Genomic DNA, 19,970 nt, shown 5'->3' on the forward strand with positions numbered 1-19,970 from the left:
ATAATCAATGTAGGTTCATGGTATTTTTAATATTAGTCATTGAGCAGGCACTTTAAGGTCCTCTCTGTATGTAAAATCCCCTTTTTTTATATTCTTATACAAATTCGTATAAATTAGCGAGGAATCCTTTTTCTTATGTTAGGGGGAAATTAATAACTATTAAGCACACCACAATTAAAATATTTTTATAAATGTTCTTAATTAATCTATAGAAAAGATGACAATACTTACATTTAATTATTTCACTAATAAAGAAACTTATTGATGCAATAAATTTATGTATAAAAATAAAAATTCCACTCATAAATCTGTAACACTTCATTCACATATTCTTAATTAATATTTGTTAAAATAAATTATACATAGTAATAATAAGTCACTATACTCCATTAAATAGGATTGGTTTAAAATTGAAACTTAATTTCCTGAGGTTACCTAAAAATTTAATTAATTATAAGAGGATAAACATATTTAAAAGTACACAAAATCGCTTGACTTTTCTATATAGTGGGTTAATCATGACTTTTCTTATTCTTTTTGTAGTGGTTGTTTATTCAATACTTTACATAGGAACCATGAAAATTCAAGAGGATAAATTGGAAAATATAGCAGAGAACAAAAAGAATATTATGGAGAATTATTTAACACAGCAAAAGGGAAAAAAAAAATTAAATGATATTCAGACACATGAATTAACTCAAAAAGATGCTGACCAATTTTTTTATTATATAGAAGACTCGGAAAAGAATTTAATTATAGCAGATGAAGTAAATATTCAACTCCGACCACAAATATTAAAACTTTTACAAAAATGGAACCCTAGAAAAGTTGATACACATCAAGAAAAGTTAAATATAACTTATTCTGAATTAAAAATTAATCAGGATAGAGATAATGTTACTTTGGGTAGATCTCAAAAGTCTCGCGAAGTGCGTCTTATGATAGCTGGTCATCCTATTTTTTATGAAAATCAATATATAGGGATGCTGTATATAGGGAAAGATATATCGTTTGCTTATCAATTATTTCATTGGCTTCTTGTAGTTTTAATAATTTTAGTTGTTTTATTTTTCGGTATTACAGTATTTATAAGCCATTTGATGTCTAAGAGATCTATGCTTCCTATTACGAATTCTTTCGAAAAGCAACGTCAATTTGTTGCTGATGCTTCTCATGAATTGCGCACTCCCTTAAGCGTTATGTTATCTTCTCTAGATGCAATTGAAATGACAATTGATACACAAAAAAATAACTTCACTCAGAAACTTCTCCATAATATGAGGAATGAAGTGAAGCGTATGACTAAATTAGTAAGTGATTTGTTAACATTAGCTCGTTCAGATTCAAATAAACTTGAACAAACATTTAAAACGTTTAATTTTCGACCTTCAGTTCAACAAGTAGTTGATTCAACTAGGATTTTTGCCAAGGAAAAAAATATTGATATTCATTTAGAGGCTTCTGAATCCATTATAGTACAAGGGGACCTTGAAAAATTAACACAGCTGCTGTACATTTTGTTAGATAACGGTATCAAATATACTCCACCTGGTGGAGATATTTACCTTCAATTATTAATTGATTTATATGAGCAACGCCCAACTTTATTTATTAAAGTTGGCGATACTGGTATAGGAATTAAACAAGAAGATTTTCATCTAATCTTTAATCGGTTTTATAGATCAGATAAATCACGTAACCGACAAACTGGTGGAAATGGATTAGGGTTGGCTATTGCTAAATTGATTGTAGAAGCTCATAGTGGAACAATTGAGGTTTCAAGTCAGTTAAATCAAGGAAGTACATTTACAATTCGAATCCCTTTATCTAAAAAGGCATAAGGATGAGAAAAGCATCTTCATGCCTTGTGAATAAGGTATAAAAGATTTTTCAATTTCTAATTTCTTTATGTTACAATATAATTTCTTAAGGTGGAAGATAGGGATTAATTCCTTATACTCACAATTTTAGAAAAATCCGTCCTGTTAGTAATAGGACGGATTTTTTATTTTATAGATTTTTCTCTGACAGCATGACATATTTTCTTTTCGTCATTTTAATGTTCTTCAATATCACACTTAGTTTCCGGAGTATCTATCTGTATAGTAGTATGTTTTATTTTAAATTGTTTCTCCAATATTTCTTTAGCACTGTTCATAACCATAGAACTACTTTTCAAGTCATTAACTACGATATGGCAGCTGAGAGAAGGGATATCGGATGAAATGGCCCAAATATGAAGATCATGTACTTCTAATGTATTATTTATAGCAATAAGAGCCTCCCGTACTTGAGTGACATCAATGTGAGAGGGAGCTCCCTCCAGTAAAATATTAATAGAATCTCGAGTTACCCTAAAAGCACTAATAATAATAAGAATAGCCACTAGTACACTCGCAATTGGGTCAGCTAAGCTCCATCCGAAAAACATAATTAATAAAGCTGCAATTATAGCACCGACAGAACCAAGTAAATCTCCAATTACATGAAGAAAAGCACTCCTTACATTAAGATTTTCTGATTTATCACCTTTCATTAAGATATAGGCAGCAATAATATTAACAACTAATCCAATGGAGGCAATAATAATCATTCCTGAACTCTGAACTTCAGGTGGTTGTGAAAAGCGTTTATATGATTCCCAGAATATATACAAAGAAATTATAATTAAGGTAAGGCCATTAATAAATGCTGCTAGAACTTCAAACCTTTTGTAACCAAAAGTCTTAAATTCAGTTGCTTTTCGTTCTCCAAAAGTCATTGCTAAATAACTTAACCCCAAAGCTCCAGCATCGCTTAACATGTGACCTGCGTCAGAGATCAGAGCAAGACTATTTGTCATAACCCCCCCAATAGCTTCAATAATCATATATATGGCGATGATAAAAAAAGAAAGTTTTAATGCCTGTTTATTAGCATTTTTACCGTGATTATGCGAATGGCCATGTGAATGTTTATGGTTATGTGAATCCTCTCTTGAATTCATGTACTTCATCTCCTATTGTTTTGTTTCTAATTACTAAATTAGTATTTATATTCTACAATTACCCTATAAATAAACCATAAATAAACCATAAACCTTTTGTTGAATTATTAAGTTGCATTTTTTTCGCATTCCAGAAAATAAATACTATATCATCTTTAATTGGGAAGTAGATAAGAGTAATCAAAAAATTGACTCCATCGATTATTTATAATTAGATTCCTTTCTCTTACTCGTGCTTAGGTAATAATAAGTACTTTTGAAAATGTGCTTAGAATTTTTGTTTTTTCATACATGACAACTTTTAGTTTGTTCTATGTATTCGAGGTTGTAAATTTCGTTTAGAACTTATTAATCCTGTGCATAGAAGGTAGAGTAGTGTCCTTCATGCACTAACCATCTTATGGATTTGACTATATCTCCTTTTACGCGACTTATATCAACACCATCTTTACATATACTTAACCTTTTCTTTAATTAAACTTAATACATAAAATTTAAGCTTAGGTTAGATTAATAGTTTTACAATAAATTTAAAGAATGAGGGTAAAAAAATGAAAAAACGCTTAATAGGAACTGCTGTTTTATCTGTTGCAACGATTGCTGCGTTAACATTCAGTACGACTACTCACTCAAATGTAAAGGCTGCTACTCCAATGAACAATGGGAAAGCGAAAAATGTCATTCTTTTTGTTGGAGATGGCATGGGAACGGATCATCGTAATGCTATTCGTCTAGCAACTGTAGGAGCAAACGGTAAGCTTGCTATGGATGATATGCCAGCTGCAGGTAGGATTCATACGTCTTCAGGAAGTTCTTTTGTAACAGACTCAGCTGCAGCAGCTACAGCAATGGCTTCAGGTGTAAAGAGTTATAATGGGGCTATTGGTGTCAACATGAAAGGAAAGCCAGTTCAAACGGTTCTTGAGAAGGCAAAATTGTCTGGAAAAGCAACAGGATTAGTTACTACAAGTCAGGTGACGGATGCGACGCCTGCTGCTTTTAGCGCCCATGTTTCAAATCGAAATGCTCAAAGTGATATAGCTAAACAATACCTTGAAAATAGCAAGATAGATGTTATTCTGGGCGGCGGGGAGGATTATTGGTATCCAGAAGGAAATCCAGGTTCTTACCCAGATGCTCCTCCTGAGGATAAAGAAGAGGGCAGCAAAGGAACAAAAGGTAATTTAGTCAACAAAGCTCAGAAGTTAGGTTATACGTATGTTAATAATGGTAATCAATTAAAATATGCAAAAGGCCAAAAAGTTCTAGGCTTATTTGCGAATGAAGAAATGTTCCAAGCAGCTCCTGAAGGGGAAGGAGCTGTATACAACCCTTCTGTTTCTTTACCAGACATGACAAAAAAAGCAATAGATACGTTGTCTCAAAATAAAAAAGGGTTCTTTCTTGTAGTAGAAGAAGAGGGCATTGATGAAATGGCTCATAATAACAATGCTTCGCTTATGATCAAAGCTGGACAACAATTAGATAATACCGTAAAAATGGCCAAAAAATATGCAAAGACTCACCCAGATACATTAGTTCTTGTGGCAGCTGATCATGCAACTGGTGGCCTTTCACTCGAAACGACAGATAAGAGCGATGAATCTGGTGAAGGTGTATCCAAAGAGGATGGCCCTTTCAACATTGCTAATTCTAAAGAACAATTTATGGTAGATTGGACTACTGGAGGACATACTTCTTCAGATATACCACTTAATGCTATGGGAGCACATTCTGAACTTTTCACGGGTGTTTATGAAAACACTTATATTCACGCTGCCCTTATTAAAGCAATGAATCTTAAATAATGAAAAATTTAGACTGAAATTATAATCTTCTGTAAAAAACACCCTTCATTTTGAAGGGTGTTTTTTTTATTAGCTGCGACTTGGAAACTGTATAGGCTCCATCGAGTCATCAATTTCTATCGACTGATATCCAGCTTCTTTAATATAGTTTAAAATTGCTGGTAATGACTGAGCAGTAAATGATTTATCATGAAATAAAATAACTGGTGTACGATTGTTTTGATAAACAGTTTGAATATGTGGCTTTATCGAGTTAATTATCTTAGGTGCAGAACGTAAAGCCCAGTCTTCACTATCAATATTCCAGTCCCATAGTTGAAATTTGCTAAGTAATTCTGTGCGATGCGGTTCCTTTAGATAAGGAGCACTACCATACGGTACCCGGATTAACTTACTATCTATACCTGTTACTTTTTTGACAGTTGCTAGACACTGCTGCATTTCTTGTAAAGCAGTTCCATCTTTACTGTAAATGATATTGATATCATGTGAGACACCGTGGCATCCAATAGCATGACCTTCTTCTGCTACTTTTTTAGCAATATCAGGATAAGATTCCATTTGATTTTTCAACATAAAGAAAGTAACTTTTACATCATACTTACGTAGTACATCTAAAATTTTTAGTGTATCAGGAGTGGGTCCATCATCAAATGTAAGATAAATAGGTTGGATAAGATTCTGATTTTGATTATTAACTGTGTTTGACAAATACATGTTCCGATCTAATATTTTGATTTGTTTTTTAGAATGATTAAACTCACTTATTGATTTTAATGGTAAAGGACTAGCATTTAATAATGTTTGCTGACTGGTTGTTAGCTTACTCCCTCTTACTTCCACGATAACAAAAAAAGAAGCAACAATTACTAACATAAGGGTCATCAGTACATAAAATTTTCTTTTTAGTTTAATTTCCTTCTTCACATATAAAAACCCTTTCTATGAATTTACTATATATAAATATATTATAAAATATGGAAAAATTATAGTGTAAAAATCATTAAATTAGTCATTATATGATAATGAAAATTTGTAGAATCATATTTTCCATTATTGTAAAAAAATCTTTAAAAAGACATTTGATCATGTAATTGTGAAGAAATTACGTGATATTTGTTACTGGTTTATGAAATTATTAAGTCTATTTTTCGAATATTGATTAAATGAGGAGAAAAATTTTGTATTACAATCCCCTGACTTTTACGACTTTTGATAGTATATGTACGTAAATATTAAATCTGTTCTGCCAATAGTAATTTGTTTTATGATTGGTAGTTTAGAAAGGAAGGTGAACAAATATGTTTAAAAGATTAAAATTACATAATCTATTCAAACCATTGTTAACCCTTATTTTAGGAGTAGGATTATTCGTTTTAAGTGGTTGTAGTAACCTGGTCATCTTAGACCCTAAGGGACCAGTGGCTAAGATTCAAAGTGATCTTATTATGCTATCAATTTTCTGGATGTTATTAATTATTGTGGTTGTTTACGTCTTATTTACCTGGGTTGTTATTAAATATCGTAATCGTCCTGGATTTAAGGATAAAGACTATCAACCTAATATGCATGGTAACACAAAGTTGGAAATTATTTGGACCATAATTCCAATCATAATTGTTAGCGCTTTATCGATTCCGACAGTACAAGCATTGTATGAACTGGAAAAACCACCAAAGTCAACGCGTGATAAAGAACCAATCGTTATTTACGCTACTTCAGTTGACTGGAAATGGATATTTAGTTATCCAGAAGAAAATATTGAAACTGTAAACTATTTAAATATCCCAGAAGATCATCCAATCCTTTTCAAAATTACTTCCGCAGATTCTATGTCTTCTTTGTGGATTCCACAACTTGGTGGTCAAAAGTATGGAATGGCAGGGATGGAAAATAAGTTGTATCTTCAAGCTGATGAACCTGGACTCTATAAGGGTAGAAACTCAAACTTTACAGGGGAAGGTTTTGCAAATCAAACCTTTACTGTTTTAGCCCAAAATGAAAAAGATTATAAGAATTGGGTAAAAGACACTCAACAAAATGCACCGAAATTAACTGAAAAACAGTATGAGAAATTAATGATGCCTGAAGTAGCTAAGAAGATGACTTTTTCATCTACTCACTTAAATATCGTAGACCATGCGACATCTTCGGAATATGCATTAAAGGTTCGTGAAAAATATGGTGTTTCAGTTAATCCTGAAAAAAATCAAAGTACAAATGATGATAGCCAAGTAGAAGGCGAATCAAGCTCTAGTTCCCAGCATGGATCGCACTCTAAATAAGAAAGGAGGAACCAAAGATGATTGATTTTATCAAGAATAATTTAATTCTGAATAATCCGATGATTATTGGAGCTAATATATCAATTTTACTCACTCTTATCGGAATTCTATTTGTTTTAACGTACTTTAAAAAATGGAAATGGCTTTGGACGGAATGGCTCACAACAGTTGATCATAAAAGATTAGGGATTCTGTATATTATTTCAGCTATTCTGATGCTATTTCGCGGCGGTGTAGATGCATTATTAATGAGAGCCCAACTAACATTACCTAATTCTAAGGTTCTAACTTCTGAGCATTATAATGAAATTTTCACCACACATGGTACCATTATGATTATTTTTATGGCGATGCCATTTTTAATTGGCATAATGAACGTAGTAGTTCCATTACAAATTGGGGCTAGAGATGTAGCTTATCCATATCTCAACGCATTAAGTTTCTGGACGTTTTTCTTTGGAGCAATGTTATTTAACATTTCTTTTGTATTTGGTGGATCACCAGACGCTGGATGGACAAACTATGCACCTTTAGCAAATGAGGGAAGTCCTGGACCAGGGACAAATTATTATTTAATTGGTCTTCAACTTTCTGGAATCGGCACTTTATTAACAGGAATTAACTTTATTGTTACTATTTTAAAAATGCGGGCACCTGGCATGACATTATTCCGTATGCCTATGTTCACATGGACATCGTTAATTACAGCGTTTATTATCGTATTCGCATTTCCTGTATTAACTGTCACATTAGCATTAATGACATTTGACCGGTTATTCGGAACCCATTTCTTTACTTTAATGGACGGTGGGATGCCAATGCTTTGGGCCAACCTCTTCTGGATTTGGGGACATCCTGAGGTATATATTGTAATTCTTCCGGCATTTGGTATCTTCTCGGAAGTTATCTCGACCTTTTCCAAAAAAACATTGTTTGGTTATAAAGCAATGATTATTTCCATCGTTTCCATTTCTGCCCTAAGTTTCCTTGTTTGGGTTCACCATTTCTTTACAATGGGCGCTAGCGCAGGAGTTAACTCTATTTTTTCAATCTCAACGATGGCTATCGCCATTCCAACTGGAATAAAAATATTTAACTGGTTGGTCACCCTTTATAAGGGAAAGATTGAATTTACTACGGCCATGCTTTGGTCACTTGCGTTCATTCCAATTTTTGTGATAGGTGGAGTAACGGGTGTTATGCTGGGAATGGCAGCAGCCGACTATCAATACCATAATACGTACTTCCTTGTTGCTCACTTCCACTACACATTAATAGCCGGAACTGTGTTTGCCTGCTTCTCAGGTCTGATTTTCTGGTATCCAAAAATGTTTGGACATAAATTAAATGAACGAATTGGTAAATGGAGTTTTTGGTTCTTTGCAATTGGCTTTAATATCTGTTTCTTACCTCAGTTCTTCTTAGGGTTTGCAGGTATGCCAAGGCGTGTTTATACGTATGGTGCAGAAGAGGGATGGACTGGATTAAATGTTCTTTCCACGATTGGCGCTGTAGGTATGGCAATTGGTTTTGCAATTCTTGTTTATAATATTTACTACAGTTTCCGTTATGCTAAAAGAGAAACTAGTGGAGATGCTTGGAATGGGCGTACTCTTGAATGGGCAACAACCACTGCTGTTGCACCGCATTATAACTTTGCACATATCCCTGAAGTTAAAGGGTTAGATGCTTTTTGGCTCATGAAAGAAGAGCAACAGAAAGGGAAGACGGAAAAGGTTGAGTATAAGAAAATTCATATGCCTAGTAATTCGGGGCGACCATTTATTATGTCAGCATTTTTCTTTGTTTCTGGGTTTGGACTAGTCTTTGAACTATGGTGGATGGCAATATTAGGAGTTATTGGTGTATTCGCATGTATGATAATTCGTTCAATCCGTTCAAATAAAGAGGACAAAGGCTATTATGTCAGTGTAGAAGAAATCAAAAATACGGAACAGAAGGTTTCATTATGAGGAGGCGTGAAATATGGCACATAGACACGATAATCATTATATGAGTGCTGACACGCCCTTAGAATATCAGTCTGAAACAGGTAGATTAAATATATTTGGATTCTGGATTTTCTTGGGGGCGGAAGTTGCTTTATTTGCCACCTTATTTGCAACTTATTTTACCCTTAGTGGTAGCACAGCAGGTGGACCATTGCCTGGAGAGTTGTTTGAACTAAAAGGCGTATTGATTATGACGTTCTTATTGCTAACAAGTAGTTTTACTTGTGGCTTAGCAATCCATGCAATGAGAAGAAACAATCTAACATCTATGATAGTATGGATGATTATTACATTACTGTTCGGTTTGGGTTTTATATATATGGAGATCAGTGAGTTCATTTTATATGTAGAAGAAGGAGCTTCAATTGGGACAAATGCATTTTGGTCTGCGTTCTTTTTAATAACCGCAACACACGGTCTTCACGTCACGATTGGTATCGGTTGGATAATCTTAATTCTTATTGAGTCAATTAAATCAGGTTTAACACCTAATACTGCTAAAAAGGTATTTATATCAAGTTTATACTGGCACTTTTTAGACTTTGTATGGATTTTTATCTTCACAGGTGTTTATTTATTAGGGATGGTGGCATATAATGGCTAGTAAATCAGCTAATAATCATTTTCCATGGTCTCATGTAATTGGTTTTATGCTTTCAATTGCTTTAACACTTATAGCCTTATGGGTAGGATTATATATGAATTTGCCGTTTAATACAGTTGTTATTATTGTATTTATTCTTGCATTCATTCAAGCTGCAATCCAGCTGTATATGTTTATGCACATGACCGAAAGTAAAAATGGTATTTGGCAATCTGGAAATATGCTATTTGCAGCTTTTATAGCAATTGTCATCGTTGCAGGTACTGTATGGGTAATGGGTTCTATGCATTAGTAACACAATAATGAAGTATGAAAAAATTAAAAATGAAAAATAATTATCTAATTAGTAGCATGGATGAGCATAGCTACCATTAATGTTCATTTTCCTGATTGGGTAGGCGTGTGGCTCTATATCCTTCCAATAGTAGAGACGTTTTCTTTCCATGCTTTATCTGTTATCTATATATTAGGTTTTTATTTTACTGTTCGTTATATCACGAAAAGAAAGGTACTGAAGAAGAAACTGACACAAACAGCATAAGATTTAATAAATAAAAAAAGAGCAAACCTCCAAGTTTGCTCTTTTTTATTTATATGACATTTATCCAACACATGAAAGAGTTTTACTTAATAATAAGGGAACATTAGTATAGGTAGTTCCTTTATTAACTATGGAAGAAAGTTAATGGCTAAGCTTTCATGTCCTGTTTTAATTTTATTACCTTTTAAGATATACAACATATTTAAAGCTATCAGAATTATTCGTTCCAATGGCTTGCTTCCTATAAGGCTTACTACGTTAACCATATAGATAAAAGACAACAAGAAAATAAAAAACAAACCTCTAAAAATAGAGCTTTGTTTTTTATTTAGATGATTTTTTCAAATAACTGATAATTAGATTATATAATAACTTATTAAAAAAATAAAGCTGAGTATTTAATTATGTGAAATACTTATTCAAATTCGAAAGAGAACCGTTATCTAAAAAAGAGGTCTGTATCAAATTTTTTTGTTTAGCTTTTGTAAAATTCATAATTATTCACAAAAATTACTATTCGTTCCAAGCTTCGTTTGCATAATTTAAAATAGTTGAAGAAAAAAGGAGTAGAGTCATTATGAATTTAAAGATAAATAATGAAGATGATTTTAAAAACATTCTACAATTCACTGGAAAATGTTTAGAGAAGATTGGAGATATGTTTATAAACAAAGCTTTAATGTTACAGAAAGAATTAAGTGAAATACAAGATGAAAATCAAAAATTACAATTAGAGAAGAAAATTAAACAGTTGGAAAAACAAATAGAACTGGTACAAAAGAACATAAAAAATGTGCCTTTTTAATACTAAATTTAATTTTTAGTTTTAACAATGTATTGATTCTCTTTTTATAAAAGAGGGTCGATGTATAAAGAAAACTCCGTTTACTTAAAAAGGAATTATCGTAATATATGGAATAAACTCGTCAAAAAAAACACCCCTGCACCTTAAATAAGAAGATATATACTTACTTTTAATAAAGGTGAAACTTATTGTTAAATATTAAATATCAAACATTTAACAATTTGAAGTAATGATAATTTTCAAACTAAAATAGTTGAGGTTTTTTCGATAAATTTCCTTTTTATAAAACTTAAGACCGCATAAAAACATTCACACATTCCTCTAAACTACACTAATCATTAAATTCCTTGAATACGGGAATACTACACTTATTCCCGTTAGGAGGTGCGTGATGAAGAACCAGTTCAAAGATTCTCAACCTACATTAGGAGATGACAGATTTAATACTGCTGGATATACTTCGGATGAAGTAAATGTGAATGACCCTTACAAGGAGAATGTTTCTCAAGCCAAGGGTGAAATTCCTACATCTGTAAGTAACAAGCATTTTTCTGAAACTTCAAAACCATAAGCTCTTTACAAAAAATATAGTTACTCCAACAAATCCTATTTTTAATAATAGGATTTGTTGGAATGAAAGATATATATTTTTAAAAATCGGGAACAGGATTGTTAATTCTTCTTTGTAGTGGTATTTTTTATAAATGAAAGAATGCTCATGTGTTCATAATATAGAGTGAGGCACCTAACATATTTAAAGAGGTGATATTTTCATGTTAACAAATAAATTTTCTTTTTTATTTTCCTTAGGAACTACGATTTTAACTTTCTTTACGTTACTTTTAGAGAACATTAAATTATCTACAAATTCAACGATAGCTTGTGAGAACACTTGGTTAAAGTGTAATGGCTATTGGTTTCCTGATGTCTTTAATTATCATACAATGCTTGAATATTCTTACCGACTATTTACTATTTTGTTAGGGGCTACAATCCTAGTCAATTTTATTGTTATTTTTAGAAGTAATCATAGAAAAAAAACTACTCTTATAATATTAGTATTATTGAGCTTGTTTTTGTTTTTGCTTCAATTAGTAATAGGAATATTAAATGTTCAATTAGGAAATCGTCTCATGTTTACAACACTTGAGATAGCATTTAGTTTATCTTTGCTAGTCTGTTTAATTTTTTTAACGATAAAACTATACAAAAATGCAGTAAATGAAAATCATGATGATAATCCCATCTCGGGTCAAATAAATCTTCCTGCGATTGAATTATTTATATGTTTATACCTTAACATCATCTTAGGCGTGTTTTTTAAACAGGTACATCTCAATAAAGAAAATTTTAGAGGATATGAATTAGAGCGTATATTTGAAAAACCTCTGGTTCCGGACTTATTACACTTTATTCATAGTATAATTTCCATTGTAATTTTACTGGGAGGCATCTACCTTTTTGTTTTCCTTAGACACACTACTCTTCGAATTATGTCAATGTTATTGTTAGTTTTTATTGTGTTTGATTCATTGTTAAGTTTTATTTCGTACATAAACGAATTAAATTCATTTTTGGAATCTGTCCATACAATATTTTCAACTGTTTCATTAAGTTTATTAAGTATTATAGTCGCCTATTTGATATTTATTAATAACCCCAAAATAAATATTGACGATTATTAAATTAGATTTCCTTTTAGATATATTAGAGAAAATTTATAAAATATCGATAAAATGGTAAAAGAGTTTATTGATGTTTTGTTACAATTTTAGTTATTTGTAGAAGTGAATTACACTTTATTATTTATATAGCTGAGGTGAAACCCAATATAACTTTTGGGTAATTCCATCAAAAATGGATAATTAAAAAGCTGGTTAAATCTATTAGCGTCAAGTTCCTTAATTAGTTCTGTTAGTAATTTTGCACTATTTTCTAAATCTTTTTTACTTATCATTGATACATGACTGTGAATATAACGAGCTGCAACTCCTATCACTATTGTAGGTACACCTTTTTTAAATAAATGAAATCTCCCTGCATCTGTTCCCCCACCGAGCATTATATCTACCTGATATGGTATACTATTTTTTTCTGCAATTTCTATAACTAAATCTCTCAAAGATATATGTGGAATCAGTGAGGAATCAAGAAATGTAATTAAGGGGCCACTTCCTAACTTTGCTTTATTTGAGTTATCACTTGGTCCATCCTGTGCTATCCCCACATCTACTGCAATAGAAAGATCTGGCTCCATTATATAAGGTGCAGTAGCAGCTCCTCTTAGACCAACTTCTTCTTGAACTGTAGCACCGCAATAAACTGTATTTAAATGATTTACTTCTCTAATCTGTTTAAGCACTTCAAGAGCCAGATAGCAACCAGCCCGATTATCAAGTGCTTTAGCAAGAATAGTATCATTATCAGGAAGCAATTCAAATGGACAAATTGGGATAATAGGATCACCCACTTTAATGCCCCATTGTTTTACCTGATCTTTGTCATTTGCTCCAATATCAATAAACATTTCTCTCATAGGATAGACTTTTTTAAGTTCCTCAGCCTGTAAGATATGTGGAGGCTTAGATCCAATTACTCCAGTGAACTCCTTATCTTTTGTCATTACCTTTACTCTCTGTGCTAGCAAGACTTGGTCCCACCAACCACCAAGGGAAACAAACCGAAGATAACCGTCTTTGGTAATCTCACTTACCATGTGTAGACGTCAAGTCGAATTTTACACTTTTTGCTTATTTGCTTTTTACACTTCTGCTGAAAATACACTTTTTCGATGTTTCATTCGATAACTATCTCCATCCATATGAATGACTTCTACACGATGGAGTAAACGATCTAAAATTGCAGTAGTAATTCCTTGATCTCCCATTAGTTCACCCCACTGTTCAGGGCTTTTATTGGATGTAAGAATGATAGAACTTCGTTCATACAAATGATTAATTAAATGGAAAAACAAATTTGCTTCTCGCTGATCCATTGCCATGTACATTAAATCATCAATGATAATCAGATCGGCGCCTCTTAATCGCTTTAGCTGCACTTTTGATTTGTTTAGAAACTCTTCCGTTTTTAAAAGATGAATAAGCTCACCCATAGTTACGAAATAGACGTTGAAACCTCTGTGAATAGACTCAACCCCCAAACCAATCGCTAAAAATGTTTTACCAACGCCTGGCGGTCCCAATAAAATTAAATTATACTGCTGCTCAAGCCAGTTTAGCTCTGCGAGCTGGGTCAATTGACGTCCCGTTAAAGCTGTTTGCTCTTCTAAATTAAATTCACTTAATGACTTCACGTAAGGGAAGTGCGCCCACTTCATTCTTCTTTCTAAACTCTTTACTTCGCGTTTTCTAAGTTCGTAACGCGTAATAGATTCAAGAAATTCTAAATACGTCCAAGAAGATTTTTCAGCCTCACGTAGGAGCTTTGGTAGCTCCTCAGCTGTTTCGGATAACCTTAATTGGCGAAAGTGTTCCTGCAAGTCATTTACAGTCTTATTCACTGTGGGTCACCCCCTAAAATACTTGTGTAAGCAGTAAGGGAGCGAGTTGTCACTATGATGTTGTCTTTACCTGAATGTTTTATAAAGGGAGGCTTAACCTTTTGGGTACATTCAGTTTGTAATGCATTTTGGTGGTTTGCGATATCTCGAAAGTCATTGGCGCTGTAAAGTTTATCTATGATGCATTTAGTCAAGGTGGCTTCAATCCACATTGGATATTTCTCAAGGGTGTTTTGAATGATTATGAGCTGATCACGCCGATACCTTGGGTATCTTAAACAAATTTCATTTAAATAAGAAGTTGCACGTTCCTGATCTTCAAAATGTGAAACCAGTTGTTGCTTAAATTCTTCAATACCTTTTGAGCGATCCCGGATATGATGTAGATGTTGAATAAGCTTTCCCTTTTCATTACTAATGCTATGTTCAGCAATTACTTCTCCATCTAACTGTTTACGGATAATCAGCGTTGGCGGTTGGCTCGAAGTGACTTCAATAAAAACCTCATTATCAGAGGCTGCACTATACGTTCCGAGAGGAACGGAATAACGGTTTGATTTAAACCGTATTGTATTGTCCTTACTAATATTCCTTGTTATACTTTGGGTAATGACGCTTTCATATGAGAGTGGTGAAGAGACGGGCTGTAAGTGTTGCTTTTCGACGGGGAACACTTCAGCTGGTCTTTTTTTAGTTGTGTGATGAACATGTTGATTTCCAGTGCGATGTAGCCACTGTAATGCACGGTTATTCCAATCTTCAATATTGCTAAATACTCGGCTATCTGCGAAATTTCCCTTTATGTACTTTACAACGTTCTCAATCATTCCTTTTGATTCTGGGTCTGCCTTACGACATAAATGAACTTTAAACTTACGCTCATTTACATAGCTTTGAAACTCAGAAGTTAAAAGTAGCTGACCTGAATTTTCACTTACTGTAATTAAACGATCCTGATCATACACAATTTCTTCTGTACGTCCTCCGTAAAATTGAAATGCATTTTCATGACATCGAATGGCATCATTTGTTGTAAAAGGCCGGTCCTGCCACTCCATGTATTTGTATCGAGAGTGAGCTAAGACAAAAGCGATAAAATATAGTTTAATTTCATTCTTTTCAGTTGTCTTCTGTTTCGTTTCTCCCCAATCCACCTGGATTTGCTTACCCATAGGTTGTTCAGGGATTGCTTCATATTGCCGAATTATTACTTTTTTCTCAATCTGATAAATCTCCCGCATCTCTTTCACATAGGCTCTTACTGTACTCTCGCCAACAACTAAATCGGAATAACGCTCTAAGAGCCAATCGTGGATTTGTGCTGCACTGAGATGAGGGTATTCTTCAAGCCAAGCGATAATCCAATCCCTGTAGGGATCCAACTTCTTACCTTTGCCTTGAAGCTGTTCCATGTATGCTTTTGTCTCTTCAAACGTCATTTTTAAATATTTATAAACGGTTGGTCTTGATACTTTGAGCTCCTGTGCAATTTGAGATACTTTAAACTTCCGTTGATGTAATTGTTGAATATTTAAATAAAGCATTAGCTTCTCCTCCAAAACGCTGTCCCCCCAGTAAAATAACACCTTCTATTATTTTACTAGAGTTCTAGCTTATTGAAGCAAAAGTGTAAAATTACGTTGAGCAAAAACTGTCAATTATATTCTAGCGTTTACACCATGAAGGCTACTTCATCCATATGACCTGCAAGCAGAATTTTAGGACCGTTTTCAGATCCACATTTTTCTCCAAATATACTTCCAAGACGATCGGATACAGTTTTTGCACCTGTTTTTTCGATTTCGCGTTTCATTATCTCCCTAATTGGTTTTTCAAAACCAGGTGCACCATTTGCTTCGGTTAATTCTTTCAATAAATCCATTTAACTCACCATCCTCTACTACTTAGAATGGTGGATTAGAGAGATATTATTCTACTTTTTAAAAATTATATTTGGTCGATAATGCTAAAATTCTTTGATGGATATGAAATTATATATACTAAATGTAATTACTTCTCTATATCTCCATGAACATGATATTATTGATGAGAAAAAATGATTACTTTAAGTAGGTGTATAAATGTTCCCATACATATATGATTGTTAATTTTTTAATGTTTTTATAATTTGGATATTTAATAAAGCACTAAAAAATAATATGAATTAGAAAAAGCATTAATGATACCGATTTCAATCTTATACTTATTTATCTTACTACTTACTAACCTACATTCAGTGATTTCAGACGAAAATTTAACCAAGCATAGAATAGATACAATTTATAATTTCACTATTAATACATAGGATAGGGATTTTCTATATACAGGCATTCATAAATTTATTAAGGAAATTATTTTATCATTTCCTATAAGAGTTTTATTTCAGGTGATTTTTTAAACTTAAATAATTTTCAAAAAGTTATTTTAACTGGATTTATTTTTAAATTGAAATATCTCTGTCTACGGTTGTTTTTGTTATTAATTTTACTTATAAAACAGTGTATTTAAGCCATTTATTTTTAAACATTGTAGGAAGTGGGAGAAGTTATTTATTACAAAATCAGCTTTTAAAAACCTATTTGGCTTTTATACATGAACTAAAATATAAATATAGGCTGAAGTTTTTTTCTATAAGAGGAATGCAACTAGAGTAGGCGATTAACATTTATAAAATGTTCTCACACTTTATTATAGGAGGAACTAAATGGTATGACTTTGATTAATTTATTATTTAGTATTACAGGTTTACAAGTAATTGGTCTAGGAATTGATATTGTGGGTATTTGTTTTATTACATGGGACATTGCTTTTCCTTTTACAGATACTGAGAAGTTAAAGAATTTAAAAGAAAATTCTACTAATCCGTTAAAAACTAAAAAGAAAACGATAATAGGCTTAGGGCTCATGATTTGGGGGTTCATATTTCAAATGGTAGCATTAATCGTGGATAGATTTTAAAGTAATCTATTTTCATTAAAATTAATTTGAATTTTAATAATATGTATTGCTTTTCTAGCTATAATTTATAAAAAAATATTATTGTATACCCTATCCATAACATTATTAAGAAAATAAATTGTTTTTCTATATAAAGAATTACAGTCCATAATAGTAATAATAGAGAAATTACTAGTAAATTCATCTTCCCTTTAATAACTCCCTTCTAATGAACTTCTGTTCCATAAAAATCAAAAACAAATGAAGTATATATCTTATACTTCATTTGTTGATAATATTTCGTATTATGCTTATTTTTATAAAAAATTAGCTTAGATTCTATGTTCCTCTTCAATCATTTTAATTATATATTGCACTCATGGAACAATAATTTCTAAACTCTGTTTAATATCTTTTTTAGTCATACCGCCTATGAAAATCTTTTTTACTTTACCGTTTTTATCTATTAGATATGTAGCAGGGAGAGGATCTACTCCATAGGCATCTACCACTTCACTTTGTTTATCAATTATAACGGGGAATTTTAAATCATATCTTTCGACGAAAGTTTTGACTGCTACATTTGTCTCACCAACATCTACAGCAAGAATCTCGACTCCTTTTTTCTTATACTCTGGATACAATGTATTCATAAAGGGCATTTCTTTTTCACAAGGTTTGCACCAGGTTCCCCAGAAATTCACAAAAACCCCCTTACCTCTATAATCTGAAAGTTGATGCCTTTTTCCCTGTAAATCTATCAAAGCAAAATCAGGTGCAACTGAACCTACTTTTACTTTTTCTTTACTAATAAAAAAGTTTAGATACAACGTATATCCTAGAGCCCCAAATAGTACAAGTAAAATAGCAATTCTTATAACTAAACGCCTTTTCTTATCCATATTTTATCCTCTCCTCTTGAATAATTCTTTCGAACTTCTTTTATCAAGATTAAACCACTATGATAGAATCAAAGTTTACTGTAGGACAACACAATAATACCTTTTAAAAATTCAAAATCATTTACAAGGCAGGTTTATCAAGATGAAGAATGTTATTACTAAAAGATGAATTACCTACAGTTATTTTATCACCAATTACATTCCTAAAAATCCCCTTTTTAAATTATAAAAGAAAGGAATAACACTATCTCTCTTGGAAATAAACATTTTATGGAAATCGATAAATAAAGGAAAATAATGATTAAACTTTTAAAAAATAAAATGGAATAGTTTAATAAAATAAATTCTATTAATTGTATATTAATCTGCCGGCCATGAAGTATTTTTCACTCTGCTACCTTATAATTCCCTATGTTATATGCAATCAGCTATAACCAATTGCCACTGATAGATTTTGTGTTTTTAGCAAGACATTACAAATTTATTCAGTAAGTTCAAAATATGTTCAAAAATAATTAATTGTTTTCAAACAATAACATGGTACGATCAGATAAACACAAGAAACGAGGCTCAGATATGTTGGAAATTATCTCCGCCGGTATTGCTCCCGGTCTCGCGCTCATGAGCTACTTTTATTTAAAAGATGAGTACGATACGGAACCAATTTTATTGGTGTTAAAAATTTTTATTTTTGGTGCCTTGTTAGTACTTCCAATTATGTTTATTCAACACACTTTGACAGAAGAGAATATATGGACATCTCCATTTAAACAAACCTTTTTGTTAGCAGGTTTATTAGAAGAATTTTTCAAATGGTTCATTTTATTTTTTACAGTTTATAAACATATAGAATTTGATGAACATTATGATGGAATTGTATACGGGGTAGCAATTTCACTAGGCTTTGCAACCCTAGAGAACATTTTTTATTTGTTAGCAAACGGGCTTCACACAGCCTTCGGCAGAGCTATACTTCCCGTATCAAGCAATGCATTATTTGGAGTTATTATGGGCTATTATTTAGGTAAAGGAAAGTTTTCAAGGGGCAAAGACAAAAGAAAGTGGATTTTATATTCATTGTTAATACCTTTTTTTTTACATGGTACGTATGATTATATTTTAAAAAATATTAGCAACTGGATGATTATAATGGTTCCATTTATGGTGTATTTGTGGTGGTTTGGCTTACGAAAAGTTAAAATGGTGAAAAAACAGCAATTAAATATCAATGATAGTTATACTGATAATAAGTAGGAATTTAATTAAGAGATTTCGATAGAAACATATATAAATATATCGAAATGATATAGGTAGTGAAAGGAGACAGATATAAATGGATAACAAAAAAGGGAAAAGAGAGGTAGGAATGAAAATGAATTTGAATGAGGATAACTCGTTTAAAAATTGTAAATCGGTGGATTTATCCAAGTCAGGACTTTTAAAGGCTTTAACACCGATTATGATACTTGGTGTAATTGTATTGATTGCTACCTTAAAAAATGATGGATTCTTTTTTTGAAATTTTATACCTTTAAAAGATTTTCAAGGAATTCTAAAGGCTCACAATTTA

At 32.1% G+C, this 19,970-nt stretch carries 19 protein-coding genes; 12 read left to right on the forward strand and 7 right to left on the reverse strand.

Features of this window, described 5'->3' with window-relative positions:
* Window positions 1-518 precede the first annotated feature (518 nt).
* Window positions 519-1,841, forward strand: coding sequence for a sensor histidine kinase (locus ACWATA_RS26565; protein ID WP_473050368.1), 1,323 nt, complete (start codon window positions 519-521; stop codon window positions 1,839-1,841).
* A gap of 215 nt (window positions 1,842-2,056) precedes the next feature.
* On the opposite strand, the gene ACWATA_RS26570 is transcribed toward ACWATA_RS26565, so the two are convergent.
* Entirely contained in the window at window positions 2,057-2,986 is a 930-nt protein-coding gene (locus tag ACWATA_RS26570) for a cation diffusion facilitator family transporter (protein ID WP_473050370.1), read from the reverse strand.
* A 551-nt stretch (window positions 2,987-3,537) separates the two neighbouring features.
* On the opposite strand from ACWATA_RS26570, the gene ACWATA_RS26575 reads away from it, so the two are divergent.
* Window positions 3,538-4,794, forward strand: coding sequence for an alkaline phosphatase (locus ACWATA_RS26575; protein ID WP_473050371.1), 1,257 nt, complete (start codon window positions 3,538-3,540; stop codon window positions 4,792-4,794).
* A gap of 69 nt (window positions 4,795-4,863) precedes the next feature.
* Here ACWATA_RS26575 and ACWATA_RS26580 read toward each other — a convergent pair whose 3' ends face one another.
* Window positions 4,864-5,721 (reverse strand): polysaccharide deacetylase family protein, encoded by an 858-nt coding sequence (locus tag ACWATA_RS26580; protein ID WP_473050372.1) that lies wholly within the window; start codon window positions 5,719-5,721, stop codon window positions 4,864-4,866.
* A 374-nt stretch (window positions 5,722-6,095) separates the two neighbouring features.
* Here ACWATA_RS26580 and qoxA point away from each other — a divergent pair, with 374 nt between their 5' ends.
* The 7 genes from qoxA to ACWATA_RS26615 all read left to right on the forward strand — a co-directional run bounded on the left by qoxA (window position 6,096) and on the right by ACWATA_RS26615 (window position 12,726).
* Entirely contained in the window at window positions 6,096-7,079 is a 984-nt protein-coding gene (gene qoxA, locus ACWATA_RS26585) for a cytochrome aa3 quinol oxidase subunit II (protein WP_473050373.1), read from the forward strand.
* Window positions 7,080-7,096: 17 nt separating this feature from the next.
* Window positions 7,097-9,052: a cytochrome aa3 quinol oxidase subunit I gene (gene qoxB, locus ACWATA_RS26590; protein ID WP_473050374.1), complete on the forward strand. Its 1,956-nt coding sequence runs from the start codon at window positions 7,097-7,099 to the stop codon at window positions 9,050-9,052.
* Window positions 9,053-9,065: 13 nt separating this feature from the next.
* A complete protein-coding gene (qoxC, locus tag ACWATA_RS26595; RefSeq protein WP_221815869.1) occupies window positions 9,066-9,695 on the forward strand; it encodes a cytochrome aa3 quinol oxidase subunit III in 630 nt (209 codons plus the stop codon).
* A complete protein-coding gene (gene qoxD, locus ACWATA_RS26600; RefSeq protein WP_221815868.1) occupies window positions 9,688-9,987 on the forward strand; it encodes a cytochrome aa3 quinol oxidase subunit IV in 300 nt (99 codons plus the stop codon). Before qoxC ends, qoxD begins: the two co-directional genes overlap by 8 nt.
* Before the next feature lie 826 nt (window positions 9,988-10,813).
* Window positions 10,814-11,041: a hypothetical protein gene (locus ACWATA_RS26605; protein ID WP_473050376.1), complete on the forward strand. Its 228-nt coding sequence runs from the start codon at window positions 10,814-10,816 to the stop codon at window positions 11,039-11,041.
* Window positions 11,042-11,432: 391 nt separating this feature from the next.
* Window positions 11,433-11,612 (forward strand): hypothetical protein, encoded by a 180-nt coding sequence (locus ACWATA_RS26610; RefSeq protein ID WP_473050377.1) that lies wholly within the window; start codon window positions 11,433-11,435, stop codon window positions 11,610-11,612.
* Between the two features lie 202 nt (window positions 11,613-11,814).
* Window positions 11,815-12,726 carry a COX15/CtaA family protein gene (locus ACWATA_RS26615; protein ID WP_473050378.1) on the forward strand — a complete coding sequence of 304 codons (912 nt, stop codon included), beginning with the start codon at window positions 11,815-11,817 and terminating at the stop codon, window positions 12,724-12,726.
* Window positions 12,727-12,833: 107 nt separating this feature from the next.
* Here ACWATA_RS26615 and ACWATA_RS26620 read toward each other — a convergent pair whose 3' ends face one another.
* The 4 genes from ACWATA_RS26620 to ACWATA_RS26635 form a co-directional block, all read right to left on the reverse strand.
* Window positions 12,834-13,757, reverse strand: coding sequence for a M42 family metallopeptidase (locus ACWATA_RS26620; RefSeq protein ID WP_473050379.1), 924 nt, complete (start codon window positions 13,755-13,757; stop codon window positions 12,834-12,836).
* A gap of 45 nt (window positions 13,758-13,802) precedes the next feature.
* Entirely contained in the window at window positions 13,803-14,561 is a 759-nt protein-coding gene (istB, locus tag ACWATA_RS26625; RefSeq protein ID WP_205663157.1) for an IS21-like element helper ATPase IstB, read from the reverse strand.
* Complete coding sequence (istA, locus tag ACWATA_RS26630; protein WP_205663309.1) at window positions 14,558-16,105, reverse strand: IS21 family transposase; 1,548 nt, start codon at window positions 16,103-16,105, stop codon at window positions 14,558-14,560. The genes istB and istA overlap by 4 nt, the downstream gene beginning before the upstream one ends.
* 128 nt (window positions 16,106-16,233) lie before the next feature.
* Window positions 16,234-16,443 (reverse strand): hypothetical protein, encoded by a 210-nt coding sequence (locus tag ACWATA_RS26635; RefSeq protein WP_473050380.1) that lies wholly within the window; start codon window positions 16,441-16,443, stop codon window positions 16,234-16,236.
* Window positions 16,444-17,270: 827 nt separating this feature from the next.
* Here ACWATA_RS26635 and ACWATA_RS26640 point away from each other — a divergent pair.
* Window positions 17,271-17,519 (forward strand): hypothetical protein, encoded by a 249-nt coding sequence (locus ACWATA_RS26640; protein ID WP_473050381.1) that lies wholly within the window; start codon window positions 17,271-17,273, stop codon window positions 17,517-17,519.
* A 356-nt stretch (window positions 17,520-17,875) separates the two neighbouring features.
* Here ACWATA_RS26640 and resA read toward each other — a convergent pair whose 3' ends face one another.
* Complete coding sequence (resA, locus tag ACWATA_RS26645; protein WP_221815819.1) at window positions 17,876-18,400, reverse strand: thiol-disulfide oxidoreductase ResA; 525 nt, start codon at window positions 18,398-18,400, stop codon at window positions 17,876-17,878.
* Window positions 18,401-18,976: 576 nt separating this feature from the next.
* Between resA and prsW the strand changes: the two genes are divergently transcribed.
* Both prsW and ACWATA_RS26655 read left to right on the forward strand, forming a co-directional pair.
* Window positions 18,977-19,654, forward strand: a complete 678-nt coding sequence (gene prsW / locus ACWATA_RS26650) for a glutamic-type intramembrane protease PrsW (protein ID WP_473050382.1) — start codon at window positions 18,977-18,979, stop codon at window positions 19,652-19,654.
* A 79-nt stretch (window positions 19,655-19,733) separates the two neighbouring features.
* Entirely contained in the window at window positions 19,734-19,919 is a 186-nt protein-coding gene (locus ACWATA_RS26655; protein ID WP_473050383.1) for a hypothetical protein, read from the forward strand.
* Window positions 19,920-19,970: the final 51 nt, after the last annotated feature.

This window comes from Priestia sp. USM5 (assembly GCF_058323215.1).

What these genes read in the sequence shown, in the direction of transcription:
- ACWATA_RS26565 (WP_473050368.1), top strand. Translation starts at nt 519, where the DNA reads ATGACTTTTCTTATTCTTTTTGTAGTGGTTGTTTATTCAATACTTTAC.
- ACWATA_RS26570 (WP_473050370.1), bottom strand. Translation starts at nt 2,986, where the DNA reads ATGAATTCAAGAGAGGATTCACATAACCATAAACATTCACATGGCCAT.
- ACWATA_RS26575 (WP_473050371.1), top strand. Translation starts at nt 3,538, where the DNA reads ATGAAAAAACGCTTAATAGGAACTGCTGTTTTATCTGTTGCAACGATT.
- qoxA (WP_473050373.1), top strand. Translation starts at nt 6,096, where the DNA reads ATGTTTAAAAGATTAAAATTACATAATCTATTCAAACCATTGTTAACC.
- qoxB (WP_473050374.1), top strand. Translation starts at nt 7,097, where the DNA reads ATGATTGATTTTATCAAGAATAATTTAATTCTGAATAATCCGATGATT.
- qoxC (WP_221815869.1), top strand. Translation starts at nt 9,066, where the DNA reads ATGGCACATAGACACGATAATCATTATATGAGTGCTGACACGCCCTTA.
- qoxD (WP_221815868.1), top strand. Translation starts at nt 9,688, where the DNA reads ATGGCTAGTAAATCAGCTAATAATCATTTTCCATGGTCTCATGTAATT.
- ACWATA_RS26605 (WP_473050376.1), top strand. Translation starts at nt 10,814, where the DNA reads ATGAATTTAAAGATAAATAATGAAGATGATTTTAAAAACATTCTACAA.
- ACWATA_RS26610 (WP_473050377.1), top strand. Translation starts at nt 11,433, where the DNA reads ATGAAGAACCAGTTCAAAGATTCTCAACCTACATTAGGAGATGACAGA.
- ACWATA_RS26615 (WP_473050378.1), top strand. Translation starts at nt 11,815, where the DNA reads ATGTTAACAAATAAATTTTCTTTTTTATTTTCCTTAGGAACTACGATT.
- ACWATA_RS26620 (WP_473050379.1), bottom strand. Translation starts at nt 13,757, where the DNA reads ATGGTAAGTGAGATTACCAAAGACGGTTATCTTCGGTTTGTTTCCCTT.
- istA (WP_205663309.1), bottom strand. Translation starts at nt 16,105, where the DNA reads ATGCTTTATTTAAATATTCAACAATTACATCAACGGAAGTTTAAAGTA.
- ACWATA_RS26635 (WP_473050380.1), bottom strand. Translation starts at nt 16,443, where the DNA reads ATGGATTTATTGAAAGAATTAACCGAAGCAAATGGTGCACCTGGTTTT.
- ACWATA_RS26640 (WP_473050381.1), top strand. Translation starts at nt 17,271, where the DNA reads ATGACTTTGATTAATTTATTATTTAGTATTACAGGTTTACAAGTAATT.
- resA (WP_221815819.1), bottom strand. Translation starts at nt 18,400, where the DNA reads ATGGATAAGAAAAGGCGTTTAGTTATAAGAATTGCTATTTTACTTGTA.
- prsW (WP_473050382.1), top strand. Translation starts at nt 18,977, where the DNA reads ATGTTGGAAATTATCTCCGCCGGTATTGCTCCCGGTCTCGCGCTCATG.
- ACWATA_RS26655 (WP_473050383.1), top strand. Translation starts at nt 19,734, where the DNA reads ATGGATAACAAAAAAGGGAAAAGAGAGGTAGGAATGAAAATGAATTTG.